The sequence below is a fragment of the Asticcacaulis sp. DW145 genome (assembly GCF_037101385.1).
Lineage (GTDB): Bacteria > Pseudomonadota > Alphaproteobacteria > Caulobacterales > Caulobacteraceae > Asticcacaulis > Asticcacaulis currens.
Genome location: NZ_AP029024.1, coordinates 42,465 through 63,103, shown reverse-complemented (window position 1 = coordinate 63,103; position 20,639 = coordinate 42,465). Strand labels below are relative to the sequence as shown.

The 20,639-nt window shown below is 58.6% G+C and carries 23 protein-coding genes; 13 read left to right on the top strand and 10 right to left on the bottom strand.

Annotated elements, in window-relative coordinates; all coding sequences use genetic code 11:
- Positions 1-5 precede the first annotated feature (5 nt).
- The gene (locus tag AACH73_RS00320; protein WP_338735059.1) at positions 6-893 is read left to right on the top strand and encodes a ParB/RepB/Spo0J family partition protein; all 888 of its coding nucleotides are present in this window, start codon (positions 6-8) and stop codon (positions 891-893) included.
- 319 nt (positions 894-1,212) lie between these two features.
- Here AACH73_RS00320 and holA read toward each other — a convergent pair whose 3' ends face one another.
- From holA to AACH73_RS00300, 4 genes are all read right to left on the bottom strand, one after another.
- Positions 1,213-2,265 (bottom strand): DNA polymerase III subunit delta, encoded by a 1,053-nt coding sequence (gene holA, locus AACH73_RS00315; protein ID WP_338735058.1) that lies wholly within the window; start codon positions 2,263-2,265, stop codon positions 1,213-1,215.
- A 5-nt stretch (positions 2,266-2,270) separates the two neighbouring features.
- Complete coding sequence (locus tag AACH73_RS00310) at positions 2,271-2,780, bottom strand: hypothetical protein (protein WP_338735057.1); 510 nt, start codon at positions 2,778-2,780, stop codon at positions 2,271-2,273.
- Positions 2,781-2,782: 2 nt separating this feature from the next.
- Positions 2,783-5,350: a leucine--tRNA ligase gene (leuS, locus tag AACH73_RS00305; protein WP_338735056.1), complete on the bottom strand. Its 2,568-nt coding sequence runs from the start codon at positions 5,348-5,350 to the stop codon at positions 2,783-2,785.
- 107 nt (positions 5,351-5,457) lie between these two features.
- Positions 5,458-5,952, bottom strand: a complete 495-nt coding sequence (locus AACH73_RS00300; protein WP_272739755.1) for a DUF3576 domain-containing protein — start codon at positions 5,950-5,952, stop codon at positions 5,458-5,460.
- A 526-nt stretch (positions 5,953-6,478) separates the two neighbouring features.
- Between AACH73_RS00300 and AACH73_RS00295 the strand changes: the two genes are divergently transcribed.
- Positions 6,479-6,892 carry an NtrZ family periplasmic regulatory protein gene (locus AACH73_RS00295; RefSeq protein ID WP_338735055.1) on the top strand — a complete coding sequence of 138 codons (414 nt, stop codon included), beginning with the start codon at positions 6,479-6,481 and terminating at the stop codon, positions 6,890-6,892.
- Here AACH73_RS00295 and AACH73_RS00290 read toward each other — a convergent pair whose 3' ends face one another.
- Complete coding sequence (locus AACH73_RS00290) at positions 6,893-7,534, bottom strand: thiamine phosphate synthase (RefSeq protein WP_338735054.1); 642 nt, start codon at positions 7,532-7,534, stop codon at positions 6,893-6,895.
- Between AACH73_RS00290 and AACH73_RS00285 the strand changes: the two genes are divergently transcribed.
- Positions 7,528-8,193: a YggS family pyridoxal phosphate-dependent enzyme gene (locus tag AACH73_RS00285; protein WP_338735053.1), complete on the top strand. Its 666-nt coding sequence runs from the start codon at positions 7,528-7,530 to the stop codon at positions 8,191-8,193. The two genes, AACH73_RS00290 and AACH73_RS00285, sit on opposite strands and share 7 nt — an antisense overlap.
- A 32-nt stretch (positions 8,194-8,225) precedes the next feature.
- On the opposite strand, the gene AACH73_RS00280 is transcribed toward AACH73_RS00285, so the two are convergent.
- On the bottom strand, positions 8,226-8,735 hold the full coding sequence (locus AACH73_RS00280; protein ID WP_272739751.1) for a L,D-transpeptidase family protein: 510 nt from the start codon (positions 8,733-8,735) through the stop codon (positions 8,226-8,228).
- Between the two features lie 54 nt (positions 8,736-8,789).
- Between AACH73_RS00280 and AACH73_RS00275 the strand changes: the two genes are divergently transcribed.
- From AACH73_RS00275 to AACH73_RS00265, 3 genes are read left to right on the top strand one after another with little or no spacing between them, the layout of a single operon-like run.
- Positions 8,790-9,473, top strand: a complete 684-nt coding sequence (locus tag AACH73_RS00275; RefSeq protein ID WP_013477663.1) for a response regulator transcription factor — start codon at positions 8,790-8,792, stop codon at positions 9,471-9,473.
- A gap of 45 nt (positions 9,474-9,518) precedes the next feature.
- On the top strand, positions 9,519-9,947 hold the full coding sequence (locus tag AACH73_RS00270; RefSeq protein WP_338735051.1) for a ribonuclease E inhibitor RraB: 429 nt from the start codon (positions 9,519-9,521) through the stop codon (positions 9,945-9,947).
- Positions 9,948-10,005: 58 nt separating this feature from the next.
- On the top strand, positions 10,006-10,347 hold the full coding sequence (locus AACH73_RS00265; protein ID WP_338735050.1) for a DUF3052 domain-containing protein: 342 nt from the start codon (positions 10,006-10,008) through the stop codon (positions 10,345-10,347).
- A gap of 33 nt (positions 10,348-10,380) precedes the next feature.
- Here the strand turns inward: AACH73_RS00265 and AACH73_RS00260 are convergent, their stop codons facing one another.
- The 3 genes from AACH73_RS00260 to AACH73_RS00250 form a co-directional block, all read right to left on the bottom strand.
- Positions 10,381-10,845: a hypothetical protein gene (locus AACH73_RS00260; RefSeq protein ID WP_338735049.1), complete on the bottom strand. Its 465-nt coding sequence runs from the start codon at positions 10,843-10,845 to the stop codon at positions 10,381-10,383.
- Entirely contained in the window at positions 10,842-11,642 is an 801-nt protein-coding gene (xth, locus tag AACH73_RS00255; RefSeq protein WP_338735048.1) for an exodeoxyribonuclease III, read from the bottom strand. The genes AACH73_RS00260 and xth overlap by 4 nt, the downstream gene beginning before the upstream one ends.
- 228 nt (positions 11,643-11,870) lie before the next feature.
- Positions 11,871-13,541: an MFS transporter gene (locus AACH73_RS00250; RefSeq protein ID WP_338735047.1), complete on the bottom strand. Its 1,671-nt coding sequence runs from the start codon at positions 13,539-13,541 to the stop codon at positions 11,871-11,873.
- Between the two features lie 194 nt (positions 13,542-13,735).
- Between AACH73_RS00250 and AACH73_RS00245 the strand changes: the two genes are divergently transcribed.
- The 7 genes from AACH73_RS00245 to ptsN all read left to right on the top strand — a co-directional run bounded on the left by AACH73_RS00245 (position 13,736) and on the right by ptsN (position 19,774).
- Positions 13,736-14,356 (top strand): ribonuclease D, encoded by a 621-nt coding sequence (locus tag AACH73_RS00245; protein ID WP_272739745.1) that lies wholly within the window; start codon positions 13,736-13,738, stop codon positions 14,354-14,356.
- 65 nt (positions 14,357-14,421) lie between these two features.
- On the top strand, positions 14,422-15,099 hold the full coding sequence (gene lptC / locus AACH73_RS00240; protein ID WP_338735046.1) for an LPS export ABC transporter periplasmic protein LptC: 678 nt from the start codon (positions 14,422-14,424) through the stop codon (positions 15,097-15,099).
- Positions 15,100-15,125: 26 nt separating this feature from the next.
- Positions 15,126-15,647 (top strand): lipopolysaccharide transport periplasmic protein LptA, encoded by a 522-nt coding sequence (gene lptA, locus AACH73_RS00235; protein WP_272739743.1) that lies wholly within the window; start codon positions 15,126-15,128, stop codon positions 15,645-15,647.
- The gene (lptB, locus tag AACH73_RS00230) at positions 15,647-16,438 is read left to right on the top strand and encodes an LPS export ABC transporter ATP-binding protein (RefSeq protein ID WP_272739742.1); all 792 of its coding nucleotides are present in this window, start codon (positions 15,647-15,649) and stop codon (positions 16,436-16,438) included. The genes lptA and lptB overlap by 1 nt, the downstream gene beginning before the upstream one ends.
- 186 nt (positions 16,439-16,624) lie before the next feature.
- A complete protein-coding gene (gene rpoN, locus AACH73_RS00225) occupies positions 16,625-18,133 on the top strand; it encodes an RNA polymerase factor sigma-54 (RefSeq protein WP_338735045.1) in 1,509 nt (502 codons plus the stop codon).
- A 280-nt stretch (positions 18,134-18,413) separates the two neighbouring features.
- Positions 18,414-19,037, top strand: coding sequence for a ribosome-associated translation inhibitor RaiA (raiA, locus tag AACH73_RS00220; RefSeq protein WP_272739740.1), 624 nt, complete (start codon positions 18,414-18,416; stop codon positions 19,035-19,037).
- Positions 19,038-19,300: 263 nt separating this feature from the next.
- Entirely contained in the window at positions 19,301-19,774 is a 474-nt protein-coding gene (gene ptsN / locus AACH73_RS00215) for a PTS IIA-like nitrogen regulatory protein PtsN (protein ID WP_338735044.1), read from the top strand.
- Between the two features lie 131 nt (positions 19,775-19,905).
- On the opposite strand, the gene AACH73_RS00210 is transcribed toward ptsN, so the two are convergent.
- Positions 19,906-20,619 carry a CPBP family intramembrane glutamic endopeptidase gene (locus AACH73_RS00210; RefSeq protein WP_272739738.1) on the bottom strand — a complete coding sequence of 238 codons (714 nt, stop codon included), beginning with the start codon at positions 20,617-20,619 and terminating at the stop codon, positions 19,906-19,908.
- Positions 20,620-20,639: the final 20 nt, after the last annotated feature.

Below are 20,639 nucleotides of genomic sequence, written 5' to 3'. Positions count from 1 at the left end.
TACATATGTCTGAGAAACAAAGAGGGTTGGGTCGCGGTCTGTCAGCACTGCTGAGCGACAATCAGGGATCTGTGCCCATAGCCACCGCCGATGGCAAGCCCGCCGCCACGATGGAAAAGCCGATTGAGCTTCTACAGCGCAATCCCGATCAGCCGCGACGGTTCTTCTCGGAAGCCGAGATCGACGACCTCAGCGCCTCGATCAAGGAGAAGGGTGTCCTCTCGCCCATTCTGGTGCGACCGTTACCCAGTCAAGTCGGCCAGTTTCAGATCATCGCCGGTGAGCGCCGCTGGCGTGCCGCGCAAAAGGCGGGCCTCAAAACCGTGCCCGTGATCGTGCGTGAACTGGACGATCTTGAGGTGCTCGAAATCGGCATCATCGAAAACGTGCAGCGCGAAGACCTGAACCCCATCGAAGAGGCGCGCGCCTATAAGGTATTGATGGACCGATTTGGCCGCACGCAGGACGCGGTGGCGCAGGTGGTTTCAAAATCACGCAGCCATATTGCCAATATGATGCGCCTGCTGGGTCTGCCGGAGGTCATTCAGGACCACGTCATTCACGGCCGCCTGAGTGCTGGCCACGCCCGCGCCATTGCCACGGCGGCTAATCCCGAAGCCCTGGCTGAGGTGATCATTCAAAAAGGTCTGTCAGTCCGTCAGGCGGAATCGCTGGCGCGCACCGCGCTTGGTGACGAGGCCAAACCGGCGCGTCCTAAGGCGCAAGCCAATGCCGATGTACTGTCGTTGGAGCAGGACCTCCAGGAACTTCTGGGCCTCAACGTCAAGCTGGACGACAAGGGCGGCAAGGGTGAGGTTCGCATCGCCTATGCCAGCCTTGAGCAACTGGATGACGTCTGTCGCCGCCTGATGGCGGGTTCCTCGCTGAGGTAAGTCATGTTTGCGCGCCTTAATCAGTTTTGGTTTGCGCGTATTGGTGTGTTCGTCGCGGTGATATGGCTTCTGGCCGTATCGCTCAACGCGGTCTTCGGACGCTTGACGTGGGACTCGTTTAAACAGGCTGCGATTGTATGCTGTTTTCTCTACTTCTTGTTGTGTATAGGCGGATATGTCTTCGTCGGCCTTTGGAGACTGACGAAATTTGCTTCTTACAGGGAATCGCTAAAGCCAGATTCTATTCGCGCTGCCGCATTTCAAAAATGGAAGATGCCGAAGGAATAAGGCCTCGAGTTATGGGGATAAGGAGAGGGGTTTATAACCCCAGCCGTCTGGCCCGCCCGGCAATGCTCATATAGAGGCGTTCGGCCAACAATAGGTCCGGCATCCCCGTCGATTTGCACTGCTTGTCGGTCTCGATCAGTTCTTTGGACAACGGGTCGAGGTAAAAATCCGACCAGGCACGGGCCTGACGCAGAAACTCCGCCTCCTGCTTCCAGAAGACACCTGCCGCACGGGTGGCCTGTTTGGCGTCGATACCCTTGGCCATCTGGGCTTGAATGAGCCGCAGTTTGACCAAATGGCCGTTGAGGGCACGCAGGGCCGCAGAGCCGTCTTCGCCTTCGGCAAAGGCGCGGCGCAAACTCGCCTGAGCCGGGGCCATTTTGGCGCCAAAGGCCTGTAGAGCGGCATCGAATAACGAGGCATCGGGCTCGACGCCCAAAAATTCCTGTAGTTCCTTGTCGTCGATGGTGCGGCGTGAACCGGGCCCGATGAACAAACACAGGCGCTCGATCTCCTGGCGCGCCACGCCCCGTTCCTTGGGCAGGCGGGCAGCGAAGATATCCATGGCGTCGGGGGTCAGGGCGACCTCGTTCTGCGCCAGAGTCTCACGCGCCATACGCACCACGTCGCCGGTCTCGTCCTCGTAGCAGGCAATAGAGGCGATGACCTTGTCGGCGTCGGCCAGCTTGCGCACGGCGGAGTCGCCGCCCAGACCTCCGGCCTCGATCAGAAAGAAGGCATCGCGGTTCAGCTCACCGGCGGCATGGGCTTTGAGGGCAGCGGCCACCTGTTTGTCGAGAGCGGCCTTTTCCGAAAAGAATTTGAGCCGCACCAGTCGCCGACCGCCCATCAGCGATTGCGCCTGAAGCTCGTCCTCAAGGCGCGCGGGATCGGCGTCGATATCCGTATCAGTCAACAGCGATACGTTGAACGGGTCCTTGATGTCGGGGACGATTTTCTGCGCCAACACCTGTCCCCGCTCCAGCACCTGCCCACGGTCCTTGCCGTAAATCAGACAGGCGATCACCTCGCGCGGCGGTGATTTGAGGAATCCCTCAATCTCAGGACGCTTGACCAGTTTCATATGGCTTAGCGGGCCGGGGCGGCAGTCTTATCGTGAAAGAATAGCACCAGTTCACTACGGATGCGCTCACTGATCGCCGTGGCGGCGCGTTGCTGACCGTCTTTCTGAGCGGCAACACCGGCGTAGGGCGACTGACCATTGGCGTCGTAAGTGGTTGTATCGACGAAGGTTCCTTTGGTCAAAACCTTACGTGTCGCCGTTTCGATCAGGCTGTATTCCACTGTGGTTGAGATTTCCGACCGTACAGCGATATCATTGACCCCGATACCGATATCGTAGCGCTTTTCATCGAGTTTGACGCTCAGTCGATAACGCTTCTGGCCCTCAAGGGTGTTGAAGCCCGACACCAGATTTTGCCGCAGGAAGTAGCCAGTGCGCGAATCCGTGGTGATGACGTCGATATTGGCCAGCTCTCCGGGCAGGCCCTTCTGTGCATAGACCGGCGTAAAGCCGCACCCGCTCAAGGCAAGCGGCGCGCTCAGCAGGGCGAAGGCCAGAAGGGCTTTGCGGATCATGGTCAGCCTACGACAAAGTTGAGGATGCGGTTGGGAACGACGATGACCTTACGCACCGTGACGCCGTCAAGATGACGCTTCACGCCTTCGTCGGCAAGCGCCATTTCGCGGATCTCCGCCTCGGTGGCATTGAGCGGCACCTGAAGCTCACCACGCTTCTTACCATTGACCTGAACGGGCAGGGTATAGACGTCGTCGGTGGCCAGAGCCGGATCAAATTGCGGCCAGGCGGCGTCGGCGATCAGGCCATCATGCCCCAGACGTGCCCAGCCTTCTTCGGCCAGGTGCGGTGTCACGGGGGCGATCAGCCCAGCCAGAATGGTCAGGGCTTCCCGGCGCGCTGCGGTACCGGTCTTTTGTACGTCCGAAGCGCGCAGGGCGTTGACGAACTCATAAAGCTTTGCGATCGCGCCGTTGAAGCGGAAGCCTTCGAAGCCTTCGGTCACGGCCTTGGCAGACTTATGCGCCACCTTGCGCAGCTCGAGCGCGGCGGCTTCGTCCGTAGCCGGAACATCACCCTCAGGCAGGCTGTCGAATTCCGCCCACACGCGTGATGTAAAGCGCCACGAGCCTTCGACGCCCGATGCGGTCCACTGCACATCGCGCTCAGGCGGGGAGTCGGACAACACGAACAAACGCGCCGCATCGACGCCATAGGTGTCGAAAATGTCTTCCGGAGCGACGACGTTCTTTTTCGACTTAGACATCTTTTCGACGTCGCCGATTTTCAGCGCTTCGCCGGTGGACAGCTTGATGGCGCTACGCTTGCTGCCTTCGCTGGTGACTTCGACGTCTGACGGATCAACCCACTCGCCTGAAGCTGTCTTATAGGTCTCGTGCGTCAGCATACCTTGGGTAAACAGGCCGGCGAACGGCTCCTTCACATCCAAATAGCCGCAGGTGTTGAGCGCGCGGGTGATAAAGCGCGAATAGAGCAGGTGCAGGATGGCGTGCTCAATACCCCCGATATACTGATCAACGGGCAGCCAGTAGTCAGCATCGGCCTTGCGAATGGCCTCTGAGGCGTCGGGAGCCGTAAAGCGCGCGAAATACCACGACGAATCCACAAAGGTGTCGAGCGTGTCGGTTTCGCGGCGCGCCGACTTGCCACAGTGGGGGCAATTGACATGCTTCCAGGTCGGGTGACGATCCAGCGGGTTGCCCGGCACGTCGAAGGTCACGTCTTCGGGCAGGGTAACGGGCAACTGGTCGTCCGGCACCGGCACGACGCCGCAGTCGTCACAATGGATGACCGGGATGGGGCAACCCCAGTAGCGCTGGCGCGACACGCCCCAATCACGAAGGCGATAGATGATGGCGCCTTCGCCGTGACCCATGGACTCGATCTTTTCAATCGCCGTCGCCTTTGCGGTTTCGATGTCCAGACCGTCGAGGAATTCGGAATTGAAGATCGTGCCGGGACCGGTATAGGCCTCGGTTTCCACCTTGAAGCTGGCCGCATCGGCATCGGCTGGCAGCACCACTTCGCGCACCGGCAAATCGTATTTACGGGCAAAGTCAAGGTCGCGCTGATCGTGGGCGGGGCAGCCGAAAATGGCTCCGGTGCCGTAGCCCATCAGGACGAAGTTGGCGATCCACACGTCCAGAGTCTCACCCGCCTTGAACGGATGCACGACCTTCAGACCGGTGTTGAAACCAAGCTTTTCGCCGGTGTCGATCTCTTCCTGTGTCGTACCGCCCTTTTTGACCTGATCGAGGAAGGCGTCCAGTTCCGGGGTCACAGGCAGGGCCTTAACCAGTGGATGATCGGCGGCCACGGCGACGAAGCCCGCGCCGAACAGGGTGTCCGGACGGGTGGTATAGACTTCCAGAGGTTCGTGCGCGACGTCGCCCGCGAAGTTGAATTTGAACTTCAGACCCTTGGAGCGGCCGATCCAGTTGGCCTGCATAAGGCGCACCTTGTCCGGCCAGCGGTCAAGCGTCGAAAGCCCTTCGACCAAATCATCGGCATACTGCGTGATCTTTAGAAACCATTGGGTCAGGTTGCGCTTTTCGACCACAGCACCGGAACGCCAGCCCTTGCCGTCGATGACCTGTTCATTGGCCAGAACTGTGTTGTCCACCGGGTCCCAGTTGACCTGAGACTCCTTGCGGTAAACGAGGCCGTGCTTTAGCAGGTCTAGGAACCACTTCTGCTGCTTGCCATAATAGCTGGGGTCGCAGGTGGCAAATTCGCGCGTCCAGTCGATCGACAGGCCCAGGCGCTGAAGTTGCGCTTTCATGCTGGCGATATTGTCGTAGGTCCACCCCTTCGGGTGGATACCGCGTTCCATGGCCGCGTTTTCCGCCGGCATACCAAAGGCGTCCCAGCCCATCGGGTGCAGCACGTTGAAACCGCGCGCGCGTTTAAAGCGCGCCACCAGGTCACCCATGGCGTAGTTGCGCACATGGCCCATATGGATGCGGCCGGACGGGTAGGGGAACATCTCAAGGACGTAGTATTTCGGCTTGTCGCCAGCCTGCTCCTTCGACCGGGTCAGGAAAGTCTGGGCGGCATCCCAGCGGGCGCGTTGTTTCGGTTCGGACTCTTTGGGATTGTAGCGGGACATCAACGGACCTTTAGCGCGATTGGCGCGAAAAACAGGCGTCCGGCATAAACAAAAAGAGCGTCCGGGTCAAAGCCCGAACGCCCTTAATTTTGCAGCCGGAGAAGGGCTTATTTCACATTGGACAGACGCAGCTGACGCGCGCGCGTCAGAATAGCGTTTTCGATGTCGATCTGGGTCTGGGCCGAGACACTGGCGTCCACCCACTGACCGCCCGTATTGACCTGCTTGTACAGCGAGACGTTCAGAGCGTCTGCGCGCAGACGGGTATCAAGGATATAGACCGTGGCCTTGAAACGCTCATCCGGCTTTTCCGGGTTGGCGTACCAGTCAGTGACGATGATGCCGCCCCACGGATCGGCGGAGGCCAGCGGCATGAACGAAATGGTGTCGAGCGAGGCGCGCCACAGATAAGAGTTGACGCCGATCGTCGCGTTGGCCTGTTCGCTGATCGGCTTGGCACCCCCGAGACCCAGGAAACCGCGCTTTTCGGCCTTAGCGTCGATGGTCGTCTCGTTCTTCTTGCCTAAGCTCAGGCAGCCCGTCAGGCTCAGAGACAGGGCTGCGGCCAGCGTAATCAGAGCCGCCTTCTTGATCGTCTTCATAGTGTGTCGTCCACTCCGAATTCTGTCCCGACGCGCCACCTTCCGGAAAGGCAGATGGGCACCCGGCCTGTTAACCGCTCTATAGCATGAGCAAACGGGGGTATGACAAGCCTTTCCTTGTCCCCCGGCCCCTGCCTTGCCCGCCTCGCCAGACTCCCGACAGGAGGCGCGCGAGCGAAATCCGGGGCAGGCTGGCACCCAATCGCGGCAGTTGTGCGGCAAAGTCGCATTCGGTTCGAAATGTGAATCTCTTCGGATGCCAGACGGCGTGTCTATTTGATCACATCTTTTGAGCGAATTTGACAGCTTTGCCAAATAACGTCGATCACTATTGATTTCGTCGGTACAGGCTTTTAAGCGATATGTAACATATCTGTGCCCAAATCAGGGTGCAGGCTATGGTTGGACAGGCTAAAAAACGGTGCTGACGGCGGTTTCATAAATCCGTCATATCACCCATATATGGCGTGTCCTTGATTAGTGAGCGTGGCTGGCCTCCGGGCCGATCGTCTAATGTGGCAGTGTTATGAAACGGGTTATTGCAGCAGGGGTATCGGTTATGGCCGTGGCGCTCGTCGCCTCCATGCCTGCCTATGCGCTTAATAGCCAGAACAGTAAGCCCAAAGCCAGCGAAAGCTCCGCGCCGCTCAGCCTCAGCACAATTTCCACCGATACCACGGTCGCTAGCCGCCAGCAGTCGAAAATCTATCAGTGGTCCGTCAAAGGCCGCTGGGGTTTGAAACTCGATCTCAACCAGGACGACGCACGCCCGTCCGGCTGGAACGATGTGGACGCGGGTGCCTTCTATAAGATCTCGCCCTCCGTTCGCGTGGGCGGTACGGTCGGCTTCGGTGAAAAGACCAAGTCGCTGCAACCGCGCGATCCGGCGGCCGATAAGGACCAGCCCCGCGTGCGTCTGGAAACCACATTCAAGTTCTGATCATTTAAGCTGAAACGCGTCGATCGCGCCAAAACCGGCCAGTCCGGAGTGCGTCAACTGATCGGCATTGTCTGCACGGATCCCCCCTAGACCCAAAACCGGTACCGGGCTGAGGTCGCAGAACATCTGGATGCCCTTCACGCCCAGAGGCGCGACATCCTTTGCCGACGGGCTCTGACTGGTGAAAATCGGTGAAATGAAGAGGCCATCCAGCGCTGTGACCTCTCCCAAATCTAAAGTCTCGCAGCCGTGACAGGCGCCGGTAATCAGCCAGTGCGGGTGCCGTTCGCGTATATCCGGCCCTTTTGACAGTGCCCGTTCCGGCAGATGCACTCCGTCGGCCCCCACCTCTTCGGCGAGAGCGTCGTCTTGCCCAATCAGAAGTCTCACGCCGTTGTCGTCGCACAGGGTGCGTAAGACACGGGCATGGGCCTCGGCATGGGGGTCACCGAAATGGCGGTAGATCACACCCGCTCCGGTAGGCAGCTGCGCGACAATCTCTTCCGGATGCGGTGTGCGTTTGGGATCAGTCAGGTAAAACAGAGGAGGCAGGTCGCGCCCGTTCGCACTGGACATATGTGCGTGGCGGGCTATGTCTTTGGCCCGGTTCATCAGAAAGGCGTAGCGGATTCGGTATGTCATCTTCACCTTCGGCGGAAAATTACGCGCGTATTGTCAAAGGTCTGCACAAGACGCTGAAACTGACCGGGCGGCCGGAAGATTCCGCTTGCCTAACCGCGGTGTCCAAAAACCAGCCCTGGGAGGTTATACGCCCGGTGCTGGAGGCTGGCCATCGGCGATTTGGCGAGAACCGTGTGCAGGAAGCCATGGAACGCTGGAGGCCGGTAAAGGATCAATATCCCGATCTGACCTTGTGCCTCATCGGCCCGCTTCAAAGCAATAAGGCCGCCGATGCCGTTGCTTTTTTCGATATTATCGAAAGCGTTGATCGGGAAAAGATCGCCCGTGCCATCTCTGATGAGGCACAAAAGCAGGGTCGCTCACCGCACATCTATGTGCAGGTCAATATCGGAGAAGAAGCGCAAAAGGCCGGGATTTTGCCGGCTGAAGCCGACGCCTTTATCGCGACAGTGCGCGGCTATGGGCTGGAGCCGCGCGGCCTGATGTGTATTCCGCCGGTCGAAGGACCGCGCGGTCCCTATTTCGCCCTGTTACGCAAGATCGCCGAGCGCAACGGCATCGGGCATCTCAGCATGGGAATGAGTGACGACTTCGAAACGGCCCTGCGCTTCGGATCGAACGAGATCCGCGTAGGCACGGCGATTTTCGGTCAGCGCTGAATCGCTTCTCCATGCCTTGGCAACGGCGGAGATTATCGGCTTATCTCCACATAGGTTTCGGCGTCGGCCGTTTTCAGCAGTTCGCGCAGATGGTCCAGACTGAGCGCCACGCAACCTTCGGTGCCGGAATAGTCCTCACGCGCCAGATGCAGGAATATGGCTGAGCCCAGCCCCTTGACCGGCGGGTCGTCATTATGACCCAGCACCACGATCAGGTCATAGACATGATCCTCGCGCCACAGCGTTTCGTGCGATCCATCAAAGGGTAGTTTGACGGGCAGATTATAAAGATTACTGCTTACATCGTCGCACCAGCCGTCATCGGGCGACAGGGCCTTTACCGGAAGGACGGTTTCCGGCACGGGCAGGCGGTCCGGACGGTACCAGACATAACGCACTGGCCACATCCCGAGCGGCGAGCGCAGATCGCCTTCTCTTTTGTCGGCCGCCGGAACAACGCCCCCTTTACCCAGCGCGCAATGCACCCTATCTGAGTTTAAGACTAGAAAACCCTCGGCGTATGCGGTAAAAATCTTGACCATAGGCCGGTTTACACCCTGAACTGAAAAAAACACCCACAACGCTACAGGATTAAGGTGCAACAAAAAACCCTGCTGATCGTTGATGACGATGACGAACTGCGCGAGGCGCTGGCCGAACAACTTGAACTTCACGAAGAGTTCAAGGTCACACAGGCATCGAACGGCACCGAAGGCATCCGCCTTGGGAAGACCATTAATGCCGACCTGATCCTGCTGGATGTTGATTTGCCGGATATGGATGGGCGCGAAGCCTGCCGCCTGTTGCGTAAATCTGGCCTGACCACGCCGGTGATCATGCTGACCGGGGCGGCGTCTGATTCCGATCAGATTCTGGGGCTGGATGCGGGGGCCAATGACTATGTCACCAAGCCGTTTCGCTTTGCCGTCCTACTTGCGCGTATCCGCGCTCAGGTCCGCAGCCACGAAACGTCCGAAGACGCGACCTTCCGCATCGGGCCTTACGAATTCAAACCGGCGCTCAAATTGCTGATCGATCAGGTGCAGAAGAAGATCCGCCTGACCGAAAAAGAAACCAACATCCTCAAATACCTCTATCGCGCCGGCGGCAAGCCGATTTCACGCGAAGAACTGCTGACCGAGGTGTGGGGCTATAATGCCGGGGTGACCACGCACACGCTGGAAACCCATGTCTATCGTCTGCGCCAAAAGATCGAGCCTGATCCGGCCAATGCCCGTCTGCTGATGACTGACGCGGGTGGGTACAGGTTGCAGTTTTAGAAAGCCGGGGCCTGATGGTCCCGGTTTTTTGTTGGGGGAAAAGCTGTGTGGGAGACGATTTGGATAACAGCCGCACTTATTGCGGGCTTTCTGGTCGTATCTTGGCTAATTCGCTGGGGGACACGGTTCTTTGGTTTTAATCGTGTAAAGACTTATTCGATAAGTATTTACAATGATGATGATTACGCTAGGTCCTATTCTTTTTGGCGCGATGGTTTCGATCTGACAAAGCCTCAGCGATTGCGTTTTCGATACAGCTTTCCTTCAGAAGAAAAGGCGCAGACTTTTCTGGACAGTGTGAAGTCTCAGGCGGATTTGACACTGTCTCTGGACGCAGATCAGACGCTGTGGCGCGTCACCATCACCCTTTTAATGATGGCCGAAAGACAATCTCTGCGGGACGCACGGTGGCGCTGGGATCATGATGTCCAAGTCAACAAAGGGGTTTATGAAGGCTGGGACATCAATGACTAAATCCAGCGCAGGATACTCCGGCACACCTTTGGCCAGGAAACTCGGTTACAAACCGGGTATGCGTGCGGTTTTAGTCGGCGCACCGGAAGACTATAACAACTGGCTTGAACCGTTACCCGACGGTGTGGAGTTCGGGGCTGATGACCCGGAACTGGTGCACATTTTCACCAATGAGCGTGCAATTCTGGAAGCGGCGCTGACGCATTGGCGTAGGGCCCTGAGACCAGACGGCATGGTCTGGGTATCGTGGCCCAAGAGGGCTTCAAAAGTGCCCACCGATATTACTGAAGACGTTATCCGCGAGGTCTGTCTACCGCTGGGCTTTGTCGATGTGAAGGTCTGCGCCGTCAGCGACGTTTGGTCGGGTTTGAAGCTGATGGTACGCAAGGAGCTACGCTGACCCTTCTCCCTTTGCCGAGGTATGGGGAGAGGGCTATTCTTCCAATCCCTCCGCTTCGCGGTGCTGGCGCTCATTTTCCTCGTCAATGACGTACCACGTAAACCATAGGGCATCTTCCAGCTTACCGCCCGTGGCCAGATAGGGTTCCAGTACCGCCGGAAAGGCCAGTCTGACCTGCTCGGCGAAGTCGTAATGCGCTTTCAGTTCTTCCCAGTCCTGTAGCGCCAGCTCCTCAACCATGCGGATACGCACTGCCCAAGGCAGGTCAGCCGGAGCCAAACCCGCCGGGTCGGTTTCGACCCAGTGACATTCGCCGATGGCGTCCGGAATGCGGATCTGAAGTTGGCCGCCCAGACTCATAAATCCGGCCCTGGTTGCGGCGCGGATAACTTCGGGGATGTCTTTGATCCTCCAGGCATATTCATTGTAACGGAAATCGGCCTTGGCCAGAATATCGGCGGGTAGCCCGGCTTCTGCCGGCAGGGCGTCTTCGGTCATAGGTCGAACTCGATCTGAATAGGGGCGTGATCCGACGGCCGGTCCCATTCGCGGACGCGGTCGTGGATAATGGCGGCTATAGGCGACGTGATACGCGCCTTCAAGGCGGGATTGATTAGCAGGTGATCGAGTCGTAGCCCGCGATTGGACTTGCGGAAATCGGCGGCGCGATAGCTCCACCAGGTAAACAGCTTTTGCGGTTCCGGCCACAGTTCGCGGAAGGCGTCGTGAAAGCCGCCCGCGTCCATCAGATTGGCGAACGCCTCCAGCTCAGGCGGGGTATGGCTGACCACCTTCAGCATCTGACGGTGGCTCCACACGTCGTTTTCACCGGGTGCGATATTGAGGTCGCCGGCGATCAGAAGGGGTGCATCGGGATTGCGGGATTTCAAATACGCGGTCAGGCGTTCATAAAATTCAAGTTTATGATCGAACTTGTCATTGGCTTCCCGGTCGGGGACATCGCCACCCGCCGGAATATAGAAATTCCAAAGGTCTATGCCGGCTACCTTTATCCCCTGAACGCGCGCTTCACCCCGGCGGCAGAAGGGCAGGATTTCGTTGGTTTCAAACGGCTGTTTTGACACCAGCGCTACCCCGTGCCACCCCTTCTGACCAGTGACAAAGATGTGCGGATAGCCCGCTTCCTCAAACGCCTCACGCGGAAACTCACCGTTCTGGCACTTGATTTCCTGAAGGCACAGGATGTCCGGACGCGCCAAGTCGAGAAAACGTATGACCTGATCAATCCTCAGTCGCACAGAGTTGATGTTCCATGAGGCAATCGACAAACGCATAAGGGCTTCCTGACGCATAAAAAAACCCGGTCAGTGAGACTGACCGGGTCAGATGTTTGGCACATAACACGAAGAGATAAAGGGAAAAACGCACACAGGAGACGTCAATGCCGCCGTTTACACTCCGTCCGGAGCTGTGGGAATAATGACACGGTTGTGGAAAAACTCAATGCACATTTCCGTGTTTTTTCGCCGTTGAGGCGAATTTTCCGAACATCGGCTTCCTAACTAGTCTTCCATGGTATGCAGATCGCGCCCGCGCGTTTCCTTCATAAAGATGAGCGCGACGACGATGGCTGTGGCGCCGATGATCACAGGATACCACAGGCCGAAGAACAGATTGCCGGAACCGGCCACCATGGCGAAGGAAATGGCAGGCAGAAGCCCCCCGAACCATCCGGTCCCGATGTTATAGGGCAGGGACAGGGCTGTGTAGCGGATGCGGGTGGGGAACATCTCCACCAGGGCCGAGGCCATGGGGCCATAGAGGGCCGTCGCCCCGACGGTAAAGACAAACAGGACCGAAAAAATGCCCAGAATATTGACCCGTTTGGGATCGGCGGCTTCGGGATAGCCCGCCGCTTTCAGCGCGGCCTTAAGATCGGTCAGCGCGTTGGTTTTCAGCGTTGCCAGATCGGCCTTTGACAGGGTGTCACCCGATTGAACCGCTACGGTGCGCTGACCGATCTGCACCGTGGCAAACGTCGCCCCCGGCTCAGTTGGTTTGTTGACATAGGGTACGCCCAGGCTGGTCACCAGTGATTTCGCAAGGTCGCAGGAGGAGGTGAATTGCGCCTTCCCAACGGGATCGAACTGCACCGAACATTTGCGCGCGTCGGCGAAGATGACCACCGGCGTGCGGTTGACGGCATCGTCAAGCGCCGGATTGGCAAAGCGCGCCATCAGGTGGAAGCCGGGCACAAAACTCAGGACAGCAATGGCAATGCCCAGGATCATAACCGGTTTGCGTCCCACGCGGTCCGACAGGCTGCCCCAGAAGACATAGAGCACCGCGCTGACGATCGAAATACCCATCACCAGCAGGTTGACGGTGGTGGGCGCCAGCTTGACGCTCTTTTCCAGAAACACCTGAGTGTAGAAGAAGGTAGTGTACCACACGACGCCCTGCGCCGTCATGAAACCGAACAAGGCGATTAGCACCTGTCGCAGGTTGGACCACTGACCGAAGGCCTCCTTGAACGGGGCCTTGGAGACGTTGCCGCTGTCGTGCAGGGCGCGGAAGGCCGGGCTTTCGGCGGTCTTGGCGCGGATATAAACCGAAATGGCCAGAAGGACCGATGAAACAATGAAGGGAATGCGCCAGCCCCACGCGCCGAAGGCCTCTTCCTTGATGATGGTACGGGTCAAAAAGACGACCAGCAAGGCGATGACGAGGCCCAGAGAGGCAGAGGCCTGAATCCACGCCGTGTAGGCACCACGTTTGTCGGCCGGGGCGTGTTCGGCAACATAGACCACCGCTCCGCCATATTCACCGCCCATGGCGATACCCTGCAGAATACGCAGGGCGACCAACAGCAAAGGCGACCATATCCCCGCCTGTTCATAGGTGGGGAGGAAGCCGATCAGAACCGTGGCCATGCCCATCAGCAAAATAGTGTAGAGAAATGTGCCTTTGCGTCCTTTGCGGTCGCCAATGTGACCGAACAGCAGCGCGCCGAAGGGCCGCGACAGAAACCCCAGCGCGAAGGTCAAAAGCGCCAGGATCATGCCGGTGGTATCATCAAGCCCGGTAAAGAAGTTCTTGGTAATGATCGAGGTCAGGGCCCCGAAGATAAAGAAGTCATACCATTCGAATGTCGTCCCGGCGGCGGACGCCGCCACAATGGTTCGCAGGCCGGCGGCCTTCGTTACCTTGTCCGTCTTGGGGTGTGCTGGCATCGACTGACCCTGATACTGTTAAACGTCTTATGTGTTTGACTGCGCATTTGATCGAAGCCGCGCGTCGTGACAAGGGGTGTCAGACACATGGGCACGAACAATCGGTTTCGCAGACCTGTCTACCGACAGGAATTGACGGCGCACGGCCTATGGCTTAGGCGAACATCAGGACAATCGTCAGAGGTTTTGAGAGCGTGACCATCCATTATCATGAAGGCGACCTTCCCACCGGCCTGGATCTTGGCGCGGTGGTGGCCATCGACTCCGAAACCATGGGCCTGCGCTTCGGGCGCGACGGCCTGTGTGTTGTGCAGTTGTCGGCGGGCGACGGCGATGCGCATGTGGTACGGCTTAATCGACCGACCTATGACTGTCCCAATCTCAAGGCCCTGCTGACCGATCCGAAGGTGTTGAAGCTGTTTCACTTTGGGCGTTTTGACATCGGCATGTTCCTGCTGCATTTGGGCGTCGTTACCACGCCGGTCTATTGCACTAAGATCGCCTCCAAGCTGGCGCGCACCTACACGGATCGCCACGGTCTGAAGGACCTGGTGCGTGAACTGCTCGCCGTCGATATTTCCAAGGCGCAGCAAAGCTCGGACTGGGGGGCGGCCACGCTCTCGACGGAACAACTGGCCTATGCGGCGTCCGATGTTCTGCACCTCCATGCGCTTCGGGAAAAGCTCGATGCTATGCTGTCGCGCGAAGGCCGCGCCGAACTGGCGCAGGGTTGCTTTGATTTTCTGCCGCACCGCGTCAAACTGGATTTGGCAGGCTGGGAAGATACGGATATATTCGCCCACTCGTGGAGCTAAAACCCGCCCTCCGACGTCGAGCTCCGACGTTTGGAGACATGGCGCGATCTGAACCGTGAGCGCCCTTGACAAGGATTACCGCCGCCATGCCGGCCATCGACACCGCGACGCACGACACTGCTGCCGACCGTCACCGCCTGAACGTTCAGGCGCTGGCGTGGAAAAAGCGTTCGCGCAAGATCGCGCGTCTTCGTCTCATCTTTCCTGGCCTCATTATCGGCATGATCGGGCTTATGATCGTGTGGATCGTGGTACAGAGCGTCATCAATTCGATGAATGTGTACACCACCAGTGGTGAAGACATCCGCATGACCAACCCCTTTTATACCGACCGCAGCCGCAACGGTGAGCGCTATGAGATGCGCGGTCTTGAGGCGGTGCGTAAGGGGCGGAATTCGCAGATCGTCAGCCTAACCGCGCCGCGTCTGGAAATCCGGTCGGAAAACAGCCGCCCGTCGTCTCTGGAGGGGGCGGCCGGTGTGTATGATGACACCCGGCGCCGTTTCACCGTCAACAAGGACGTGACCCTGTCGTCGGGCAACGGTATGGCGCTGCGCACCCAGGCGGCGGACGTCGATTTGCAAAATGCCGTAATCAGCGGCGATGCGCCGGTCGAAGGCCGCTGGCAGACCGGCAGCGTCAATGCCCAGGGCTTTCGCGTCGAGCAAAACGGGCGCAAGGTGGTATTTTACGGCAAGCCGGGTCAGCAGGTGACCGGCACGCTTTCGGGCGGCGAAGACTGACATTTATTTGAGGGATGTATCCGGCCATGCAGATCAGGACAACCGTGTGGGTGATGGGGGCGGCCGCCTTGCTGGCGGCGCCGGTGGCGTGGGCGCAGTTTGCGCCGACCAAGGACAGCCCCATCGCCTATGCCGCCGATACGTTCGAAGCGGACGAAGGCAACCATACCGCCGTCTTTACGGGTAGTGTCGAATTTCTTCAGGATACGTCCCGGTTGCGGGCTGATAAGGTCACTGTTACCTACGGCCAGAATCAGGCGACCGGCAAATGGGACGTTCTCTCGACCGCCGAAGCACTCGGCAATGTCTATTACGTTGTGGACGATCAGGTGATGACGGGCAGCCGCGCGGTCTATACCAAGAGCACCGACACGCTGGTGCTGACCGGTAATGTGGTCCTTAAACAGGGTCAGAACGTGATGGAAGGCAGCCGCCTCGTCTATAATGTCGGGGCCAAAAAATCGAGTATGGACGGCGTGCCGACCACCGGCAGCAAGAGCCGTGTGCGCGGGGTCTTCTATCCGGATCAGCAAAAGAAGTCGCAGTAATGGTCACCCTTCCCACGCTGGACGTCCGCAGCGCCGCCGATATTCGCATCGCTGACGTCCCCGAAACCGCTGACGGCCTGCGTGTCGAAGGCATAGGCAAGTCCTATAAGGAGCGGGCGGTGGTCAAGACCGTCTCGCTAACCCTGCGTCGCGGCGAGGCCGTGGGTTTGCTCGGGCCCAACGGCGCCGGCAAGACGACCTGCTTCTACATGATCACTGGTCTGGTGCAGCCCGACTACGGCACCATCAGTCTGGATGGCCACGACATTACGGCTCAGCCCATGTATCAGCGCGCGCGCATGGGCCTCGGTTATCTGCCACAGGAATCGTCGATCTTTCGCGGTCTGAGTGTGGAACAAAATCTTCAGGCTGTACTGGAACTGCGGCTCAAAAACCGTTCGGAAATTGAAGCCGAGGTGACGCGTCTGCTCGAAGAACTGCACATCACCCATATCCGCAAATCGCCGGCGACGGCCCTGTCCGGCGGTGAGCGCCGCCGCGTGGAAATTGCACGTGCTCTGGCCGGCGATCCGTCCTTCATCCTGCTCGACGAGCCCTTTGCGGGTATCGACCCACTTGCCATTTCCGACATCCGCGACGTGGTGGGCTATCTCAAACATCGCGGTATCGGTATCCTGATCACCGACCACAATGTGCGCGAAACACTCGACATTATCGACCGCGCTTCGATCATCCACTCTGGTGAAGTCCTCTTCGAAGGTACGCCGGACGAGATCCGTCATAACCCCGAAGTGCGCCGGGTCTATCTGGGTGAGGATTTCGACGGATAGAACGGGATGAACGTCTATGGACGCGTTATCCTGCTCTGAATATCTGTCTGCCTGGATGTTTTGTCGAAAACTCTCCTACCTCTCGATAGCGGGCTCTGATCCCTTTTCCACGGCTTTTCCTGGTTTTTTCCGGCCTGTGGAAAGGGGTTAACCTAATTTAAGGTCTTAACGTCTAACGTCCGGCGCATGTCATTAGGTCAAAGGCTGGAAATTAGACAAGGGCAGGGGCTCGTCATCACGCCCCAGTTGCAGCAAGCGATCAAGCTTCTGCAATTGTCGAATCTCGAGCTGGAGGCCGTGGTCGAGGCCGAGCTGGAGCGCAACCCCCTTCTGCTCCGCGAAGACGGCGAAGGCGGCCCCGACACACCGGATAATGACAACGACATGCCCCGCGAGGAACGCGGCGAACTGGAGCTGTCGGACCGCGATACCCAGCAGGCCAATTCCGATCTCGACGCCTCTGAAGGCGACGTCTATGGCGACGATGAGCCGACGGTGCGTGAACCCGTGGCGTCTGCCGACATGGGCGAGGGTCCGATGGTCGATTGGAGCCGCGCCGGCAAGGGCGGTGGTTTCGATGGCGACGGCGATACGCTCGACCGCGCTATGAGCCGCGATAAGACGCTGGCTGAACATCTGATGGATCAGGCCCTGATCGCCGGTTTCAGCGCCCCTGAAATGGCAGTAGCGCAAATCTTAATTGACGCCGTGGATGAAGGCGGCTACCTGCGCGCCGATCTGACGGAAATCGCCGAACGCCTCGGCTGTTCCATGGCCCTGATCGAAAAGGTCCTGGGTGTCTGTCAGGGCTTTGAGCCGACCGGCGTGATGGCCCGTTCTGTTCCCGAATGCCTGAAACTGCAACTGATCGAGCGTAATCGCTTCGATCCGGCCATGGCGGCGCTGATCGACAACCTGGAGCTTCTGGCGCGCCGCGATCTGAGCGCGCTGCGCCGTGTCTGTGGTGTCGATGACGAAGATCTGGCGGAGATGATCCGTGAACTGAAGGCCCTGACCCCCCGTCCGGGGGCAGCCTTCGGTGCCGAACCGCAGGCCGGCGTGGTGCCCGATGTCTTTGTGCGTCAGGACCTGTCGGGTGGCTGGCGTGTCGATCTCAACAGCGACACCCTGCCGCGCGTGCTGGTCGATCAGAGCTATCACGCCAAGGTGGTGAACTCAGCCCGTTCGGATCAGGAAAAGACCTACCTCACCGAATGTCTGTCGCAGGCCAACTGGCTGATCAAGAGCCTGGATCAACGCGCGCGCACCATCCTCAAGGTGTCGGCGGAAATCGTGCGTCAGCAGGATGGGTTCTTCGTCTATGGTGTTGAGCACCTGCGCCCGCTGAACCTTAAAACCGTGGCTGAGGCCGTGGGAATGCACGAATCGACCATTTCGCGGGTCACTACCAATAAATATATCTCGACCCCGCGCGGCGTGTTTGAACTCAAATTCTTCTTCACCTCGGCCATTGCGGCCGCCGACGGCTCAGAGGCCCACTCCGCCGAGTCGGTGCGCCACAAGATCAAGCACCTGATCGAGGGCGAAAAGGCATCGGGCGAGGTGTTGTCGGACGACCGTATCGTCGAAATCCTCAAGGAAGCCGGTGTCGATATTGCCCGCCGCACCGTGGCTAAGTACCGAGAAGCCTTGCGCATCCCGTCTTCGGTCGAGCGCAAGCGCATGATCCGCTAGACCTAGGCCATACGCCGAACAGCACGGGCCCAAAGAGCTGCCTGCGCAAGAGGTAGACGTGCGCAATCGTTGGCGCAGTTTGTGGGTAATTAACCGTTAAAATTCAAGGCGAAGCCTGCGTTTTAGGGTCGCAGGCCCTACACATTTTCTTGATTTTTCATCTGGACCCAGAAGCGTACAGTCGAAGACGGACCACGGTCCGTAAACACGGCTGGGGCTCAAGGTCGCCCACCCTCCAGTGTGGCGACGTCTTTGCAGATTAAAGGAGCGAGTTATCGCCATGCAAATACAGGTTACCGGGAAAAAAGTTGAATTGGGTGCCGCGCTTCAGGAGCGCATCGAAACCGAACTCAATGCGGGTATCACCAAATATTTTGATCGGGGCGGCGCGTCCGCCGAAGTGACGATCTCGAAGCAGGGCCATCAGTTTAAGGCCGACTGCTGGGTGCGCCTCGCCTCCGGTCAGACCCTTGTTGCGCATGCTTTTGGCGGTGACGCCCATGCGGCTTTTGATGGCACGCTCGACCACATGGAAAAGCGTATCCGCCGCTATAAACGCCGCCTAAAAGACCACTATCCGACCAATGCGCCGACCAAGCATGAAATGGCGCCGCTGACCGTTATTCAGGGCAGCGACGTGATTGACGACGACACCGATTTTGACGACGGCATGGATCACAACAGCCCGCCGCAGCCAATGATCATTGCGGAAACCGAGGCGGCGATCCGCACGCTGAGTGTGTCTCAGGCCGTGGCCGAGCTGGAGCTTTCCAACTACCCGGTCATCATGTTCCGTAACGCGGGGCATGGTGGGCTGTCGGTGCTCTATCGCCGTCCCGACGGCAATATCGGCTGGATCGACCCGGAACGCACCAAACCGAAACTCAATGGGAAGGCGCACTGAAACGCATTCCGTAAAGTGGGACCACTGTCCGGATAAAAAGCGCGCCAAAGCGAAATATCCGAAGCACGTTTCGATCGGATTCAATCGAAACGTGCTTCGGCTGGACGCGCTGCCGCGAAAATTTCATAAACAGGCTAATGAGCCGAAGTTGACTTGAACGGGCGCTGTCTGTAAGGGCTGGCGCGGTCGCGTAGCGCCGTTCGAGCGGCGGATGACCGCGCATGGCTCTACCGGTCCTGTGCCCACAAACTGATGGATATGGTATGTTCCTCACAGAAGTGCTTGACCGGAACAGTGTAGCCGGGCCGGTAAGCGCCAATTCCAAGCGCAATGCCTTGCAGATCGTCGCTGACGTGGCAGAGCGTACGCTTGGGGCCTACGGACTTGAGGCCGATGCCATCCTCCAGGGTCTGCTGGAGCGTGAAAAGCTCAGCTCCACCGGTGTGGGTCAGGGCGTAGCGGTTCCGCACGCCGCCCTGCCTGGCCTGACCCGCATGCACGGCGTCTTCATTCGTCTGGAAACTCCGGTCAGTTATGAGGCCATCGACGATGTCCCGGTCGATCTGATCTTCGCGCTTTTTGCGCCTGAAGACGCCGGTACCGAGCATCTTCGGGCCCTGGCCAAGGTGTCGCGCATCCTGCGTCAGAAGGAATTGCGCGAGCAACTGCGTCAGGTCGATACGGCCGATGCCCTCTACGCGCTTCTCAACCGCACCGAAACCAGCCACGCGGCCTGAGTTATCACCGCTTCAGAGCGAAATGACGTGGAGTGAAGATTCCATTTCGCTCTTAATCTTTTTGTCGCGATGTTTTTATGGAAAAACCGTTCACGCTTTTGGCTTCGCCGAACCCGGTTTCCGAACGCTCTCTAAATCAGGAGTGAGATTGAATTGCCGAAGTTGTGAAGCACCACCGGCAGAAGCACGCTGCCTGTCCGCAGACGAATCCACACAGCCAAGACGGAGGGGATAGCCGTCAGGGCCATTGTAATGGCGTCGAAAGAATAGTGGCCGTGCGAAAAGCCGAAGGCGTGCGTCAAGCCGAACAGGACACAGGACAGAAACGCCCCCCAGCCCCAATCAACGCCCAGAAAGCGCTTTCTGCCCGTGAACGCCCGATCGAGCGCGAACAATAGAAGGCCGCGGTAGAAGAGTTCCTCTTCAAGGCCGGGCATGGTCAGTTGGAAGGCGATCTCTTCGGCATTGGTCTTGCCTCCCGGAAAGACTACGGCAATAGCGACGAAAAAGGCTGCGTACAGGAGTGCCGGCGGCCACACGCTCTTAAGACTGTCTGGTGTTAACCCCAGCGTCAGTCCGGTATTGCGGAAACCAAACACAGGAAACGCCATCAGGGCGAGGGTCGCGGCCAAGGCCAGTCCCTTGCCTTGCCAGTTCCAGTCTCCACCGATGAGGTCGGGCATTGTGCCGTAACCCCGGGTGAGAAGGCCGTCATTGACAGCCACCAGCAGGGCCGCGATCAATAGCCACAGGGGCGAAAAGTGACGTCGATCCAAAAGGCCTATCACCGCTCCCAGCACAAGAAGGATCGCCAGTGTCCCTCCTAAACCCATCAACCCGTTCATGCGCACCTCTCCATCGTCTG

Coding starts and splice junctions, on each gene's coding strand:
- lptA (WP_272739743.1), top strand. CDS start 15,126: ATGCAGATCAGGACAACCGTGTGGGTGATGGGGGCGGCCGCCTTGCTG.
- AACH73_RS00210 (WP_272739738.1), bottom strand. CDS start 20,619: ATGAACGGGTTGATGGGTTTAGGAGGGACACTGGCGATCCTTCTTGTG.
- AACH73_RS00320 (WP_338735059.1), top strand. CDS start 6: ATGTCTGAGAAACAAAGAGGGTTGGGTCGCGGTCTGTCAGCACTGCTG.
- AACH73_RS00295 (WP_338735055.1), top strand. CDS start 6,479: ATGAAACGGGTTATTGCAGCAGGGGTATCGGTTATGGCCGTGGCGCTC.
- raiA (WP_272739740.1), top strand. CDS start 18,414: ATGCAAATACAGGTTACCGGGAAAAAAGTTGAATTGGGTGCCGCGCTT.
- AACH73_RS00285 (WP_338735053.1), top strand. CDS start 7,528: ATGTCATCTTCACCTTCGGCGGAAAATTACGCGCGTATTGTCAAAGGT.
- rpoN (WP_338735045.1), top strand. CDS start 16,625: ATGTCATTAGGTCAAAGGCTGGAAATTAGACAAGGGCAGGGGCTCGTC.
- xth (WP_338735048.1), bottom strand. CDS start 11,642: ATGCGTTTGTCGATTGCCTCATGGAACATCAACTCTGTGCGACTGAGG.
- AACH73_RS00300 (WP_272739755.1), bottom strand. CDS start 5,952: ATGAAGACGATCAAGAAGGCGGCTCTGATTACGCTGGCCGCAGCCCTG.
- lptB (WP_272739742.1), top strand. CDS start 15,647: ATGGTCACCCTTCCCACGCTGGACGTCCGCAGCGCCGCCGATATTCGC.
- leuS (WP_338735056.1), bottom strand. CDS start 5,350: ATGTCCCGCTACAATCCCAAAGAGTCCGAACCGAAACAACGCGCCCGC.
- AACH73_RS00290 (WP_338735054.1), bottom strand. CDS start 7,534: ATGACATACCGAATCCGCTACGCCTTTCTGATGAACCGGGCCAAAGAC.
- AACH73_RS00250 (WP_338735047.1), bottom strand. CDS start 13,541: ATGCCAGCACACCCCAAGACGGACAAGGTAACGAAGGCCGCCGGCCTG.
- AACH73_RS00260 (WP_338735049.1), bottom strand. CDS start 10,845: ATGACCGAAGACGCCCTGCCGGCAGAAGCCGGGCTACCCGCCGATATT.
- ptsN (WP_338735044.1), top strand. CDS start 19,301: ATGTTCCTCACAGAAGTGCTTGACCGGAACAGTGTAGCCGGGCCGGTA.
- AACH73_RS00310 (WP_338735057.1), bottom strand. CDS start 2,780: ATGATCCGCAAAGCCCTTCTGGCCTTCGCCCTGCTGAGCGCGCCGCTT.
- holA (WP_338735058.1), bottom strand. CDS start 2,265: ATGAAACTGGTCAAGCGTCCTGAGATTGAGGGATTCCTCAAATCACCG.
- AACH73_RS00280 (WP_272739751.1), bottom strand. CDS start 8,735: ATGGTCAAGATTTTTACCGCATACGCCGAGGGTTTTCTAGTCTTAAAC.
- AACH73_RS00265 (WP_338735050.1), top strand. CDS start 10,006: ATGCGTGCGGTTTTAGTCGGCGCACCGGAAGACTATAACAACTGGCTT.